This window comes from Rhodococcus sp. NPDC047139 (genome assembly GCF_040643435.1).
In the GTDB taxonomy this organism is placed as follows: domain Bacteria; phylum Actinomycetota; class Actinomycetes; order Mycobacteriales; family Mycobacteriaceae; genus Rhodococcus.
On sequence record NZ_JBEYUH010000030.1, the window covers coordinates 1 to 14472 of the forward strand.

Consider the following 14472-nt stretch of genomic DNA (forward strand, 5'->3'; position numbering starts at 1 on the left):
GTCGAATCACACGGCGGCCGACTACCGTGAGACACCGGTCCTCGCTGAGGCCGGAACCAGATAGCCGAGCCTCCGCCGAACTCGGGGCGATTCAGACTGCCGGTCACCCGGGCTTCCTCACACGCGAGAAATACCTGCTCAACCGTGCTCAACGGCTGACTCCGCTCAATCTGGACGGGTGGGTAACGGACAGACTTAGGCATAAGAGCGAGCGCATGCGCTCAGTTTCGCAGAACCACCGGACAACAAACCGCGCCCCCCGGCGTTGCGGTGGGTTCCGTCACCGGCATCCTGACCTACCTGTGGGAACGCACAGTCACTACCTTCCGATGGCTCGGACCCGTCCTGCCTCTGTTCCGGGGGTGTGCGTACGGTCAACTCGTCGGCGAGGCGCCACATGCGGTTGATTCAGCCGGCGGTCTGCTCCGGATGGGGAGTGCAGCAAGATGTGGGGGCGCTGGTCCTGGAGAAGATCGTGAACCAGGTCCGTGGTCATTTCGATCTCAGGCCAGTGGTACAAGAGCGCGTACGCGGCTCGCTCCCCGTCCCTCTGCCGCGGCGTCCAGGTTGGACCGACGGAGCGTCGCGCGCGAGCCGGGCAACAGTAGCCGGACACTAACCCGGGCAAGTCGCCCAAAGAAGAAAGGCACCCCGCTGGGCGTGGAATCCCTTTGGGGTGCCTCTCGGCCACAATCCATCTGGGCGAGAGCCCGTACGGTCGCGTCGATGACGTTGCGTAGGGGCTTGGTCCCGCCCTGGCCTCCAACCTCTTCCGAGTTTGGACCCCGGGGACGGATGCCCGGATTGTGACACAGGACGCGTCCTGCAAGATCAACATACCACAGCGCCGGAGAATTTGCGGGAACACGGTGCCTCGGCCCGTTGACGCAGGTCCGAAGCGCTCGGCAGGGCGCACCGCTTACGGCTTCGTCTTTGCAGTTGCGGATCCTTCGGCACTCGCCTCGGCTGGTACCCAGGGTGGTGGTTGTCGGAATTGCTTTGCGACCCGGTATATGTTGCGCCGAACGGTGCGGTAGGTGATGGGGTCCTCGGACTCTTCCGCGCGCACCGTGAGAACTCCGCGTTCTGTTAGCTCGGCAAGACCTCGTTTTCGGCTCGATCGCGAGATCCCGTATCGACTATTGAAGTAGCTCGCCGATATGAAGAACTCGGGGTCATCACTCCTGGTCAATGCTAGGGCGCAGAGATACATGGCTATGCCGGCACCGGACAGGTTGGCGGCCAGTCCTTCGGTCCAGAAGGCGCGAGGAACGGATAGGTAGGGCTCACTGTTGTACGGAGGCTCGTAGAGGGCAGGTTCACCCCCGTCTACGGGTCGCGACTCGTTGCGCAGCACGATCACCGTCTTGGGTCCGACGCTATGCAGTTCCACAAGATCCCTGTCGGCCAACTCGTGTAGCGCGTCTCGCACCGCTCGGGCGCCGTCACCTCGCGGGTCGTCGCTTCGGCCGATCAGCCCAGCCCAGTAGGCAGCGATACGAGTGGTCGTGTACGGGGGGCGGGCTGTCACCCAAATCAGAGAGATCAACAAGGCGATTCTGAGGGCGCCTCCCTGTCCCCCCGACGCACCACGCGTCCGCAACAAGCGGGTCAGCGGCGTGTGCGCCGTACTGCCCGCTTCGCGCTCCACGAACGAACGACGTAGTGGACATGCGTCGCGTTTGACGCTGCTCGCAAGAGATTTGACCACCCTCTCCGACCTTTCACTGTATGACTGAATCCGCTATCGTAGCGTTGTGCGCAGTACTGACGCGACAAGAGGAAGTCCCTATATTGGGGTTCCGTTAAGGCTAGCAAGACGGTCCTGTTAGGGTACTAAGCCGGGTTCAGTTCTGGAACGATCAGAATGTCGACACGCTGGACGTGGTCTACAGCGAGCTTTGACTAGAGGCGCTGTGGTGCGCGCGATCGAGGCACGTCAAATGCTGTGTCGCAACCGCGTCCACACCGGAGAAGCAGACTGTCCGCGTTCTTGACGAGGCACCGGCATTCGTGACGCCGCGTGACTCAGATATCACTGGTGAATGTTGAATCCCTTGTAATCTGGCAATCGCGCTGGAGCACTTGTGCTTAAGTGGTACCGGCCGCAGTGGTACTTCGGGCACTGCGGTATCAGTGAGGTCAGCTCCTGCAGGGAGGTAGCCGCCCTCGTGCCTGGTACGGCAGAGGATCCAGTCCTCGGCCTTACGCCGCGGACCGATCTCGCTGTGGCCGTGACGACCGCGGTTCTGCAGACGCTCACCTTGCTGCCCGCAGCGCATGCGGAGGTCGATGCTGCGGTCGACGCCGCGCTCGCCCTCAATCCCATGCTTGAACGGCGGGACGGAATGCCGTGCGTGGGCTGTGGCCGGCATTGTCAGTCCGGGAGGTGCGTCCGTTGCGCCCGGGACGGGATAGCTGCTGCCGCTGCAGCAGAACCGACCGTCGATCCATTTCGTACGCTTGAGGTAGCGGCGGGAATGGAAATCAGCTCCGCATGTCGCGGTGCGTTGCCGCTGGTGATGGCCCACCTGACAGATCGCGGTTTGCTGGACTCAGAGCCGGACGAGATCGCCGCACTCCATGGTCTGACAACCGCCACTGTGGCCGAGGCTCTCCGGGCTCTCCGAGTCGTGGGTCCACCGGGAATCGGTGAGACCACAACGATCGGGTTGCTCACCGCTCAGGCCCGCATGTTGCGTGACGACGGTACCGCACCGGACTGGTTTGTGACTCTCGTGCAAGACCATCTGGATCTAATCGGGGGAGAGGATTTCGCGGCAGCAGCCGACATACTCGGCGTCACGGAGGAGGAGGTTCGCCACGCCGCGGCACTGATCCGATCCCGGCTGAGACCTTTCGCTGCTATTGGTTCGTCAACCCCTGAGCCGCGCAGTCAGCCCGATGTGTTCGTCCGTTATGACAGCTCAGAAACGTTGCAGGTGGAGGTTCCCGACAGTGCCTGGTTCGGCCTGCGGGTTACACCCCTTGCTCCGTACATTGGTGCGACCAGCGAGGCACGAAAGTGGCTGGCGCCTCATGATGCCGCAGCGCGGCGACTGTTGCATCAGCTGGATGCACGCGCCGATGTGCTGACCCGGGTCGCTGGGCTGGCGATCGAGCGGCAACGTGCGTACATCGCGCACGGACCGACTGCCCACCTCCCGCTTACCCGAACCGAGGTCGCCCACAGCCTGGGGCTTCATCCGTCCACCGTGAGCCGGGCCGTCCGCGGTAAATGCCTGCGCTTGCCAAGCGGCCAGGTGATGGATCTGGCAAACCTGTTCGGAAAGTCGGTTGCCGCCCGTGCCCATCTCTCGGCCTTGGCGGCTCAACGCTCGGATCTGCCGCGTAATGATCGTGCGCTGCGGGGTCTGCTGGCTGACGTCGGTGTCGACGTGGCGCGGCGCACCGTCGCGAAATACCGCGCTCAGCTCGGGATCCAGGCGCAAACATCGGGGTCCTCGCGAAGCTGACTTCGGCAGGCTTCCCTACGGAACGAAGCGTGCTTCGCACGTCCTTTGTCTCACCCGGTCCTTTCCGGTCCAGCGGCCCTGGCACGGATTGTGCAGGTATGAGGGCAAGGCCTGGTGCACGGCCACTCTGGTGCCGCCAGTGCTGGCGGATTCGGGCACAGACCGACGAGAGGAACAACCATGCATGACATTGATCGCGCGCTCTTCGAGGCCATGCCGAACGAGAGCGCCACCTACGGCGAAGACGAGATCTACGGCGAGCAGGAAACCTACGGCGAAGACGAGATCTACGGCGAGGAGGAAATCTACGGCGAGCAGGAAACCTACGGCGAGGAGGAAATCTACGGCGAGCAGTCCTTGGGCCAAGGGGAAAGCACAGAGTTCGGCGAGTGGGGTACGACCGGTGAGGAGGAAACCTACGGCGGGGTGGATGGGCGGGAGCTCGCACTGGCCTCGGAATTGCTCGCGCTCAACAGCGAGGATGAACTTGACCGATTCCTTGGCAACCTGATCAGTGGTGCGGTTTCGGCGGCAAAGAACTTTGCATCGTCGGATGCAGGACGCGCAGTCGGGAAGGTGCTCAAAGATTCGGCGCGGCGCGCCCTTCCCCAGATCGGGCGAGCGGTCGGAAACTACCTGGCACCCGGCCGGGGAGGAGACGTCGGGCAGCGTCTCGGTCAGGCTGCCGCGGCTTCGTTCGAGACCGGGCTGCAGACAGAGGGCCTGTCACCGGAGGATCGCGAACTGCAGAACGCCCGGGCATTCGTCCGCTACGCCCGTGCCACCGCTCTCAACACCGCCCGAACGTCCCGGCGTGTGCCACCAAGCCTCGCGGCTCGGCGCGCCGCGGTCATCGCAGCGCAGCGCTACCTTCCCGGCCTGTTGCGGGCGTCGGGCTCGTGGGGCACGTCCGCGCAGCGCCCCTCCGTGTCGAGTCCGTACAACCGTGACTTCCCGCCTGGCCCGGTGCCGGGAGCCGGCACCAACACGCCAGGGCGAAATCAGGGCGGCCGATGGGTCCGCCGCGGACGCAACATCGTGCTCTTCGGAGCCGGATAACCCCTCTACCCCTAGACCCATCGACTGCTGAGGAGCATGTCATGAGCACGGCATACGAAAATCCCGGGGAGCTCGCTTCCCACTTCGAATGGTCTGGTGAGACCGAAGACGAGTACCAGGAAGGCTCGTACCAGGAATTTCAGGGTGAGGAGGAGTCCTATGCCCTCGAGCAGGAACTCGCGATGGAACTGCTCGAAATCACCTCCGAAGAGGAACTCGATCAGTTCCTCGGCAAGCTGGCCCGCAGCGTCGTCCGCGGAGCGGGCAAATTCATCAAGTCGCCGATCGGCAAGGCCCTCGGCGGGGTGCTGAAATCGGTTGCCAAGGCCGGTCTTCCCATGGTGGGGGGCGCCATCGGCTCGTTCATCGCACCTGGAATCGGCACCGCGCTGGGAAGCAAGCTCGGTTCGATGGCAAGCAAGCTCCTCGAAGCCGAAGAGGCCGAGGCACTGGGGGAAATCGCCGCCGAGGAGGAAGCTGCACGCCGATACGTGCGCTTCGCCCGGGCCTCGTACCGCAACGCGTACCGCACACCGCGCTACGTTCCCCCCCAGGTCGCGGTCCGTGCAGCGACCGTGGGCGCCGCACGCATGTACGCACCGGCGCTGCTGCGAACGTCGGCGCCAAGCCCATGGCGTCGACGCCGCCGCGGATACGACCGTTCCGGATACGGCTGGGTCAACAACGACGGCCGGGGGACGTGGGGACAAGACATGGGATGGAACGCGCCGCGCACCGAGGGGCGGTGGGTGCGGCAGGGCGGCCAGGTAGTCCTCTACGGGCTCTAGAACCCCGAACCCAGCGGAGAGGACGCTGTCATGGATTCCGGAATTGGGGTTGCCACGCTGCTCGACAGTGAAGCACGAGGTCTCTTGTGCAGACTCAATCAGATCAAGCCCTTCGTCATACACGAGACCATGGTGCTTGCTGCAGCACTGCCCGCTGATGCGCAACTGGCAATCGAGCGCTTCCTGCACCGAGGCCGCGAACGGCTCCGCGCCAAGGTCCATGAGTTCCTACGCTGGCTCCGCGGACCGGGGCGAGCGGCATCTGCCGCTCAACAGCAAAAGCGGTTCGTGCTGGTGCGACTCGAATTCAATGCGGTGTTGTCCCAGTTCGACCTGTTCACCGAGGTTGTTACCCAGCGCAGTGAAGCCGATACCGGGGTCTGGCTCTCCGGTCTCGACGCGCTGGCCGATGATGCCCTCCGCATCGATGTCGAAGGGGTGGTGCCGGCCCGCGCAGTCTGTTATCTCGCCCGCGGAGCCGGTGCGGCGATCCGACGCGCACACACCCGTCTACCCGGTGGTCAACCGAACCCCGTGGCGATCATCCGGATCCCACGAGAACGCATGATCGGCAGTGGAATCGCTTCGTCCCTCATCCATGAGGTTGGCCATCAGGGTGCAGCCCACCTCGATCTCGTGACCTCGCTCCGGGCGGACATCCGGCGGGCCGCCGCCGCGGAACCCGGGGGCCAGTGGCTCACCTGGGACCGGTGGATCAGTGAGATCGTCGCGGATCTGTGGTCCGTCGGCAAACTGGGGCTCACTTCCACAACCGGGCTGCTCGCGGTTGTGAGCTTGCCGAAATTCTTCGTTTTCCGTGATTCCGAGGACGATCCGCACCCGACCCCCTATTTGCGGGTGTTGATCAGTTCAGCCCTCGGCGAGGCCCTCTACCCGCATCCGCAGTGGGAGGCCATGCGCACGACCTGGAAGCAGATGTATCCCATCGACGCACTGCCTCCGGCGCACCGGAGCCGGATCGAGCACACCGAAGCGGCCATCGGGAAACTTGTAAACCTGCTGGTCCACCACAGATCCTCGGCGTTGAAGGGCCGCGAACTCGGCGAAATCTGGCCCCTGCAGGAGCGACATCCTGTCCACCTTTCCCGACTTCACCGTAAATGGGACAACGATGTCGCGGTCATGGCCCGCCAATCGCCCTCGCTGGTGTTCGCCGTCCTTGGCCAGGCAAAGGCTACCGGGGCGATCTCGCCGGAAACCGAGAACCTCTTGCTGACACGTCTTCTCACAGTGTGGGCCGTGCGCAGCAGCCTTGATCCCGCTCGGCACTCTATATGCCGTGGCACCAAGGTGATGGAAATTTCGTCCGAAACGCAGTTCGAATGAACCAACCCATGGAGACAGAAATGATCATCAAAACAAATCCAGATCCCCTCCTGTCAGGAATGCACGGAATGATCGAGTTCATACCCGAAAGAAATCAGGAGAAGGACGATCTGATAGTCGTTGTACAACCCGTTAGCCGTTCGTCCAGCCGAATCATGTCCCCTGAGCTCTTCAGGCTGCCCGCGGTGACCGACTATGATTCGGAAGAATACCGAACGATTTCATTGATGCTGCCGTACCCCGGCATCTATGAAGTGTTGTGGAAGTTCGACGCAGACGGGAACTATGGTGGCATTGATAGCCCTAATCAATTTCTCAGAGAATTTCCAACCGGGCAAGAGATCGACGGACGAGTATCACTTCCGGTGATCGCCCATGATCCCGGCAAGATCGAACTGGTACCGAAGTCGACGCCGGGGAGCTTTCAGTCCGTCCTGTGGGATCTGATCGAATCGATCTCCGGGAGGCTCCGCTTCGAGCACTTCATCGATAGTGCCAATGCGGCGCTGGCCGGGGACTGCACGAAAGACCGGGCTGGTGTGCCGGTCGACAGGTGGTACGGGACCGGACCCTATCAGCGCCTTGACCGCGCAGCAGCGGCCTTCGTCGAGCAGGCAGCCGATCCTCGCTGGACCCTGCATCCGGGGCCGGGTCAAGACCCGCACGAAATCTGGAATGGCATGGGTTCTGCAGATGCCGCGACCCGGGAGGGGTTGCAGGCGTCCTACGTCAACGGCATCCGAGAAAGGAACGACTTGGCGAAGCCCTTCCTTGGCGACTTCGAATCCGAGTGCTGGAACATGCCGCTCCCGACGGTGCCTATGGTCGAACTGATCTGGAACTATTGGGTGGAAGAAGGAATGCTCGTCCAGACTCTGAACCGTATCCTGGCACGGTTTCAAAACCGCATTGTCGGTTCCGGACGTGATCCCTTAGCCCGGTTCAGTGTCAATCCGTTGCTTCCCCTGCGCAGCCTGATGTGGGGGATCGCCGAATCCGAACGTGAAAGACTCACGGTCCGTCGCCGTGCCGCCGAGTACGAATACCAGTACGGGCTGCACCTGGTAGGTCATGCCGTACCACCACGCGCGACGACCGTCGAACGACGTACCCAGTTCCTTGAGGCGTTTCACAATTTGCTCAACGCAACACATCATTTTTACAAGGAACACGACGACAAGACCGTTGAGGCAGATGCGTTTCCCCTCCTGAGCAGTCTGCGCGAACTTCATCTGGTGCTGGCGTACGGGGCAAACAACCAGTTCGCGGACCTGCCCTTGACAGCGAGGCGGGAAATGATCGTCATGCAATGCACACTCGCGCAACCCGAGATGAGGGAGTTCCTGGGCGGCCGGACCATGGTGCCGTACGAGGAGGGATGGATGGACCGGGTCGATACGATGAAGTCCTTGCAGGGCTGGTCGGATGTGAGCATCAGCCACTTCTTCGATCTCGCGGTGCACGGCGAAAAGCTGCTGCTATCCGTACGCCACGGGCGATGGAACGACGCCGATATGGACCGGGAAGACGCCGAGAACTGGGCACTGCGGTCCCGGAACTCGGTCCAACGCTATATCTACGCCTATCGGTCTGTGACCGGCGCCGATCTCAGCGTCGGAGTCGACACCACCATGCCGTCCACCCTGCTCCTGCAGCGGTTGCGGAACCAGTTCACGCGGGTATGACCGGCCAGACCGATGGCGCCGGCATCGACTTCACCTCGTCGCTGTATCTCGATCTGCACCACCGACCACAGGATCTTCCGCGATGGACTTCACTGACCATGGGGGTGCCAGCAGCATTGCGGATCGCGCCCGCGTCCGCATCTGTCGCCAGGCTCGTTGCTCACGAGCACGGCGTGGGTGCGGGCCTGGTGGCACGCTCGACTCTGCACGCAGTGATGGATGTCCTCGGCACAGTACCCCACCCCGGCGACCGCATCCTCGTCGACCGCGCGAGCTACCCCATCAGTCGATGGGCGACACTGCTGCCCCGATTCCGGGGCATCCCCGTCAGCGACTTCCCTCACCACCGCCCCGAGCTCGCAAATACCACCGGAGGCGAACGGATCTGGTTCGTCACCGACGGATGGTGCCCCGGATGCAACCGGCCGGCGCCGATCCCGACGCTGCAGCAGATCGCGTCCAGCACGGGAGGAGGCGTGGTCGTGGACGATTCACTTGGGTACGGGATTCTCGGGCGGCGAAGAGTCGGTGACGCGTTCGGTGACGGCTCCGGCACGGTGCATTGGTGCGGGACCGACCACACCAGCACGATCTGGGTCGCCTCGTTCGCCAAGGCATACGGCACTCCACTAGCGGTGATCACCGGCGACGCATCCACATTGGAGACAGTAGCCAGGGAAGGCGGGAATCACATGCACAGCAGCCCACCGTCCGCCGCCGACGTCGCCGCGGCGGCATCCGCATTACGGGAACCGAGCCGGGGCAGACGTCGATCACGGTTGCTCCACAACACGCTCGTCTTACGCCGCGCCTACCGGGACGTCGGGTTGACTCCGATCGGACTGCCCTTCCCCGTCGTGACAATAGTCGTGCCGGACCGTGCCCAGGCTCTGCGATGGTGGATCGAACTCGCCCGCACAGGCATGCACACCCTTCTTCTCCGGTCGCGTTGTGGTCATGGAACTCTGTTGAGCGCGGTGGTGCGCTCTAAACACACCGAGGCCGCGCTCCATCGGCTTGCCGAGGTGCTCGGAACCCTTAACGAACGAGAGTTCGCCGCATGAGATCTAACATAATCATCGACTCCCACTGCCATCTCGGACTAGGCAGCGTTCCGCTGACCGGGGAGGCGCCCGATCGCTCGTTCGATCGTTATCTCACGAGGGCGAGGGCTGCCGGCATCACCTCAACCGTGGTCATGGCCCCACCTGGCGGCCGGTACGAGCAGGGAAACAGCGCGGTGGGCGAACTGGTCCGTGCTCATCCCGACCGCTTTCTCGGCTACGTATTCATCAATCCCGTAACCGAAATGGGAAGGATCGCACAAGCCGTCGCCGCAGCACACACGTGGGGGGCGTGCGGTATCAAGGTGCACTGGACTGACGGCGCCGCGACCGACGAGATCGGTGAGGTGGCACGCAACCACCATATGCCGGTGCTCTACGACCCCTACGGCGACGTCACAACCGTAGGGATTTTGGCCCGCAGACATCCCGACGTCGCATGGATTATCCCCCATTTGTCCTCTTTCGCCGACGATTGGCGTGCGCAGACCCGCATGATCGACCTGCTCATACACCGCCCCAACGTATTCACCGACACCGCGGGCGTACGCTACTTCGACTTGCTGGCCGACGCCGTGCGCCATGCAGGGCCGCACAAGGTGCTGTTCGGATCCGACGGCCCGTACCTCCACCCTCTCGTCGAACTCACCAAGATCTTCGCGCTGGAGCTCGGCCCGGGAAACACGCAACTAGTTCTTTCCACCAACATCCTCCGGCTCACCCGACGGGCACGGGCACACACCCCGAGGGTCCGACGTCGGCACGTTTCAGGAGCACTACGATGACCAGTCGCATAGCTAGCACGACGGATGCCCGGCAGAGAGCGCCTGCCGGACTCGGCGAGATCAAGCCGGATCACGTGCTGGGCCGGCGGGAGGGTCTTACCCAGCTTCGGTACCGGTTGTGTGTCTACGACAAGTACCATCCGGGCGCGATACAAGATCTCTGGCTGATCGCGTACTCCATACCAAAGGGGTCCGGCGCCCGGCCTGTATACCTTGATGTGCGGGCCTTCCGATTCGATCCGCGCACGCTGCGCAAACTTCAGCCGAACGAACGAGCGGAATTCGACAAACTATATGCCAAAAGAGTGGAAGACCGGATTCCGCTGACCTCGCCGACGAAGAGCCGCACGAATCGGTCAGGCTTCGGTATTTCGGTGGAGAAGACGATACGGGATTGGTTTGTCAAAACGCAGCTGGGGAATCGCCCCGTGGAACCTGGGACGGGCAGCAATCGCCCCGGCGCGGACATCATCTGGTATGAACTCGCCGCCCTCTACGGAGAGCTCGCGGCCGAGCTGTCCGACCCCCACTTCGGCGAACTCGCCCGCCAGCTCTATCCCCCGACGGGCAGGGATCCTCGCTACGTAGTGCCGTAGAAGTGCAAATCTCAGAGCCTGCCAGTGACATCCCACACCCAGGCTGCGGTAGCGCTTCAAATGCCCTTCTGGGCCTTTCGCAGGTGCAACGCCCGGTCGGTCACTCCCAGCATCGCGGCGGCCGCTCGAATGTTGCCGTTACTTCGTCGCAACGCAGCTGCCACCGCCAGATCACCGACCTGCTCCTTTACCTCCTTGAGCGTCATACCGTGCTGTACGGCAAGGTCGGTCGCCATGCGGAGCATGCCGGCGAGATCGTTGTGAAGCCCCGCTTCGGTCTCGGCAGAGGACGCCACCGTCTTCAATCCCGCTGGGCATTGTGGAACGGCCGGACGATCCTCCAGCGGTAAATCTCCCGGTGTGATCGGTCCTGGGGCCACGTGCCGTGCGGCAACGCGGGACGCCAACTGACGCAGCTCACGCACGTTGCCCGGATAGGTCCGTGCCCGTAGGGCCTCCTCCACCGTGCTGTCTAACAGGACGGGGTCCTCGTCCGACTCACGTGCGGACTTGTAGAAGTGGCAGAAGAGCGGAATGATGTCCTCTTTCCGATAGCGCAAGGGTGGCAGTGTCACGGTGGTAGCGGCGATCCGGTAGTAGAGGTCCGCGCGAAACCGCCTTTCGTGGGCTTCCTCCGCCAAATTCCGGTTCGTTGCACAAATCAAGCGGAACCTGCTTCGCAGCCAGCGGTCTCCTCCGACCCGCTTGTACATACCTTCCTGCACGACACGCATGAGTTCGGGTTGCAGAGCGAGCGGGAGTTCACCGATCTCGTCGAGAAACAAGGTGCCAGAGTTGGCGGCGGCACACGCACCTGTCCGGATTCCTACTGCACCAGTGAACGCGCCGCGTTCGTGTCCGAAAAGTTCGCTACCCATCAGGGTCGGCACAATGGTGGTGCAGTCCACAACGATTAGGTCCCCTTTGCTGGAATCAGGGCTGAGGGAATGAACTACCTGAGCAGCGAGTTCCTTTCCGGTTCCAGTCTCACCGAGGACGAGGATCGGCGACGATCCGTAACGAGACGCGATGACCAGATCTCTCAATGCTGCCCGGAGCAGGGGGCTTCTGCCGAGCATGACACCGGACACAGCCGCAGAATCCAACAGAGCCTCGACCTCGAGCAGTCGGTCCAGGCGAGCGAGAATCGGCTGTGGATCGCCTTGCCATACGGAGTAGTCACTGGCGCCTTGCTCGAGCGCCCACCACGGATCAAGCGTCCGGTCGTCCAACGCGATGAGCACTATGTGCAGGTTCTCAGTTTCGGCCAATGTGAGAGTCTCGCATAGGGCTGTGGTGGTTTCGGAACAGACGATCAGCCCGACCGGATCGTGAATGTCGGGTACGTCGACGGCATGTAGTGATTTGTGCGCCTCACAGAGTGCTCTGACAATCTCTTGCGCACGTAGATGTGAGCTGAAATTGACGATCCACGACATGGTGCCCTGCCGAACCTAAGTCTCGGAGGAGAGCAAAACTCTTTCGAGGATAAGGAATTTCCGCGGTGGAGCGGGATGAAATCCCGATCTAGCACATCGACCGGGTGAGCATTGTCTGTTTCTCGTGTCACGACCAGAACTTCCAGACCACACCAAGTGTGCTGAACGAAGCTGATCCTCCGTCTTGAGTCGAGCTCGGGTGTCGGCCACCTTGGCTCTGTGGGTTGACCACTTTCCGAGACCCCAGGCTGCCATCTCGACTATCGCCACCGTTCCCTGCACCACCTCGATGGCGTTGAGCTCAGATTTGGCCGGTTTCGATGCCTTTCGAGGTTGTGCCCGGGATTTCCTGCTCAACGATGTCGAGATACTCAGCGGCCCGAGACCGGATCTGATCCGGCGCCACCCGCGCCTGCGTGAACGCGAGCCATTCGAGGTCCGACGCTCGCACCCAATCCCTTGTGTGACGCGCTCAAACTGATTCCCGGCGCGACTCGAAACCCGATACTGGCCGTCAGGTGATGACCTACCGATCTCTGTTCGTCTGCATCAGGATCAGCGCTGACGGCTCCGATTGAAGCTTGATCAGGTATCCGGGATCAGTTCACGCTCTCGAAGCGATACACGTCGAAGATCGAACCTGGAAACTCCTCGTTGTCTTCCTCGACGGCGCGCCGAGTGAACACGTAGCTGCCGTACCTCTCGCTGATCCCACCCTGAACAGGTAGAGACCATGCCGAGTCTCCACTTTCGGCATCGATCGCGACGATCTCCGTGTCAGTGCTACCGATGAGGAACTTGCCGTCGCTGTATCCGTTGAAGCCGCGCTGGAAGAGATCCTCCACATCGAACTTTGGGGTCTTTGGATCGACCAACTGGTCGAGTGCGCGACTCCATTGGCGCTCACCGGTCTCGACGTCGTACGCGGACAGTCTTACCTTTTCCTCGACAAATATGAGGTTGTTGGCGGCGGGCATGATTGTGCTGTACTCCTCAGCTTCGTCATATACCCACAACAGGCTGTTGCCCTCCGTGCGGTAGACATCGCCGTCGGAGTTCACGTAGTACGGGAACACCGTTTCCTCAGTGGGATGGCTGAAGAACTTCCCGATTTCGCCAGTAGATCCAAGGCGTTTGCCGGTCGTGTCGAGAATGTCATAGCCGGCGAAGTAGTAATCGGGGTCGGTTTCTGTCGTGAGGCGACCATCCGCGGTGAGGTTGCCGGATGTCTCGAAGGACTCAAACAGCGTGGAGCCGTTGAGGTCAGCTACCACGAACCATGGCTTGTGGGTGTCCTTGTAGTGAGAGGGGCCTTCGGCAGCAACCCATGATCCGGCGACCGTCGCAATGCAGCCGTTCGGCGAGTTGGCCGGAATCTCTAGTTTCCACCCCGAATCGAAATCCGCCGCCCTTCCATACCGGAGCACCGCCGACATCGAAGTGCGTTCGCAGACCGCCAGGCTGTCTCCTTGAACGTAGACCGAGGGCAAATTCCTACGTTCGACCTCAAGGGTGCCACGGGCGTCGATGGCGCCCAGTGCGTCGCCGGTTGCAATGTCGAATGTCGAGATTGTCCCAGTCTTGAAGTCGAAACAAGCGACAATCGTCGAGCCCTGAGTGTAGGCAACGTCGCTGCCTGACCCGCAGTCGGACGGCGGTAGTTCTTTGCTCCACAACTCAGTGCCCGTAGCAAGGTCCATGCCGACCAATGTCGCCTGACCTGCGCCATTATTTTCTGAACCGAAGACGATATGGGAGTCGTTGATTACGATAATGGCTGGCCAGTCGCCCAATAGCGTAGTATCCCAAGCCTTTACCGGTGCTTGTGCGTATGTGCCCAGTGCAGGGGATGGACCGCCCGTCGCGTCGCGATCCGAATCCGTTTTCGCCGCGACACCGACGGCGACCGTACCGCCAATTGCTACTGCAGCGGCCACGGCGACGCCGGCTTTGAAACTTGTCCGCACGGACGCTCCCTAGGTGATGATGCCTAGTGCGGGTGCGATAGCAACCCGCACCGAGACTGATGCTTAACCGCAAGGACCTTAGGGCGTGTTTCAAAAGGTCGCTGGCTCATAGCCACTGACTGATTGCGGCGATCTGGACGGTGGCCAGATACCGCACTGCGAGTTTGTCGTAGCGGGTGGCCACCGCCCGGAACTGCTTGAGTTGGTTGATGCCGCATTCGACGGCATGCCGCTGCCGGTAGACGGTGCGGTCGAAGGCCGGTGGT

At 62.2% G+C, this 14472-nt stretch carries 11 protein-coding genes; 8 read left to right on the forward strand and 3 right to left on the reverse strand.

Annotation, left to right across the window (positions count from 1 at the left end; translation table 11 throughout):
• Nucleotides 1-2228 precede the first annotated feature (2228 nt).
• The 8 genes from ABZ789_RS22230 (at nucleotide 2229) to ABZ789_RS22265 (ending at nucleotide 10800) form a co-directional block, all read left to right on the forward strand.
• Nucleotides 2229-3476: a hypothetical protein gene (locus tag ABZ789_RS22230; protein ID WP_358428706.1), complete on the forward strand. Its 1248-nt coding sequence runs from the start codon at nucleotides 2229-2231 to the stop codon at nucleotides 3474-3476.
• A 180-nt stretch (nucleotides 3477-3656) separates the two neighbouring features.
• On the forward strand, nucleotides 3657-4535 hold the full coding sequence (locus ABZ789_RS22235; protein WP_358428709.1) for a hypothetical protein: 879 nt from the start codon (nucleotides 3657-3659) through the stop codon (nucleotides 4533-4535).
• Nucleotides 4536-4576: 41 nt separating this feature from the next.
• Complete coding sequence (locus ABZ789_RS22240) at nucleotides 4577-5323, forward strand: hypothetical protein (RefSeq protein ID WP_358428712.1); 747 nt, start codon at nucleotides 4577-4579, stop codon at nucleotides 5321-5323.
• A gap of 129 nt (nucleotides 5324-5452) precedes the next feature.
• Nucleotides 5453-6670, forward strand: a complete 1218-nt coding sequence (locus ABZ789_RS22245; RefSeq protein WP_358428715.1) for a hypothetical protein — start codon at nucleotides 5453-5455, stop codon at nucleotides 6668-6670.
• A 20-nt stretch (nucleotides 6671-6690) separates the two neighbouring features.
• Nucleotides 6691-8355, forward strand: a complete 1665-nt coding sequence (locus ABZ789_RS22250; protein ID WP_358428718.1) for a hypothetical protein — start codon at nucleotides 6691-6693, stop codon at nucleotides 8353-8355.
• Nucleotides 8352-9419, forward strand: coding sequence for an aminotransferase class I/II-fold pyridoxal phosphate-dependent enzyme (locus ABZ789_RS22255; protein ID WP_358428720.1), 1068 nt, complete (start codon nucleotides 8352-8354; stop codon nucleotides 9417-9419). The genes ABZ789_RS22250 and ABZ789_RS22255 overlap by 4 nt, the downstream gene beginning before the upstream one ends.
• Nucleotides 9416-10204 carry an amidohydrolase family protein gene (locus ABZ789_RS22260; protein WP_358428723.1) on the forward strand — a complete coding sequence of 263 codons (789 nt, stop codon included), beginning with the start codon at nucleotides 9416-9418 and terminating at the stop codon, nucleotides 10202-10204. Before ABZ789_RS22255 ends, ABZ789_RS22260 begins: the two co-directional genes overlap by 4 nt.
• Entirely contained in the window at nucleotides 10201-10800 is a 600-nt protein-coding gene (locus ABZ789_RS22265; RefSeq protein ID WP_358428726.1) for a hypothetical protein, read from the forward strand. Before ABZ789_RS22260 ends, ABZ789_RS22265 begins: the two co-directional genes overlap by 4 nt.
• Nucleotides 10801-10856: 56 nt before the next feature.
• Here the strand turns inward: ABZ789_RS22265 and ABZ789_RS22270 are convergent, their stop codons facing one another.
• From ABZ789_RS22270 to ABZ789_RS22280, 3 genes are all read right to left on the reverse strand, one after another.
• Entirely contained in the window at nucleotides 10857-12239 is a 1383-nt protein-coding gene (locus ABZ789_RS22270; RefSeq protein ID WP_358428729.1) for a sigma 54-interacting transcriptional regulator, read from the reverse strand.
• A gap of 599 nt (nucleotides 12240-12838) precedes the next feature.
• Nucleotides 12839-14206 (reverse strand): PQQ-binding-like beta-propeller repeat protein, encoded by a 1368-nt coding sequence (locus ABZ789_RS22275; protein ID WP_358428732.1) that lies wholly within the window; start codon nucleotides 14204-14206, stop codon nucleotides 12839-12841.
• A gap of 106 nt (nucleotides 14207-14312) precedes the next feature.
• The coding region (locus ABZ789_RS22280) for a transposase (RefSeq protein WP_358428735.1) at nucleotides 14313-14472 on the reverse strand (160 nt) is incomplete at its 5' end.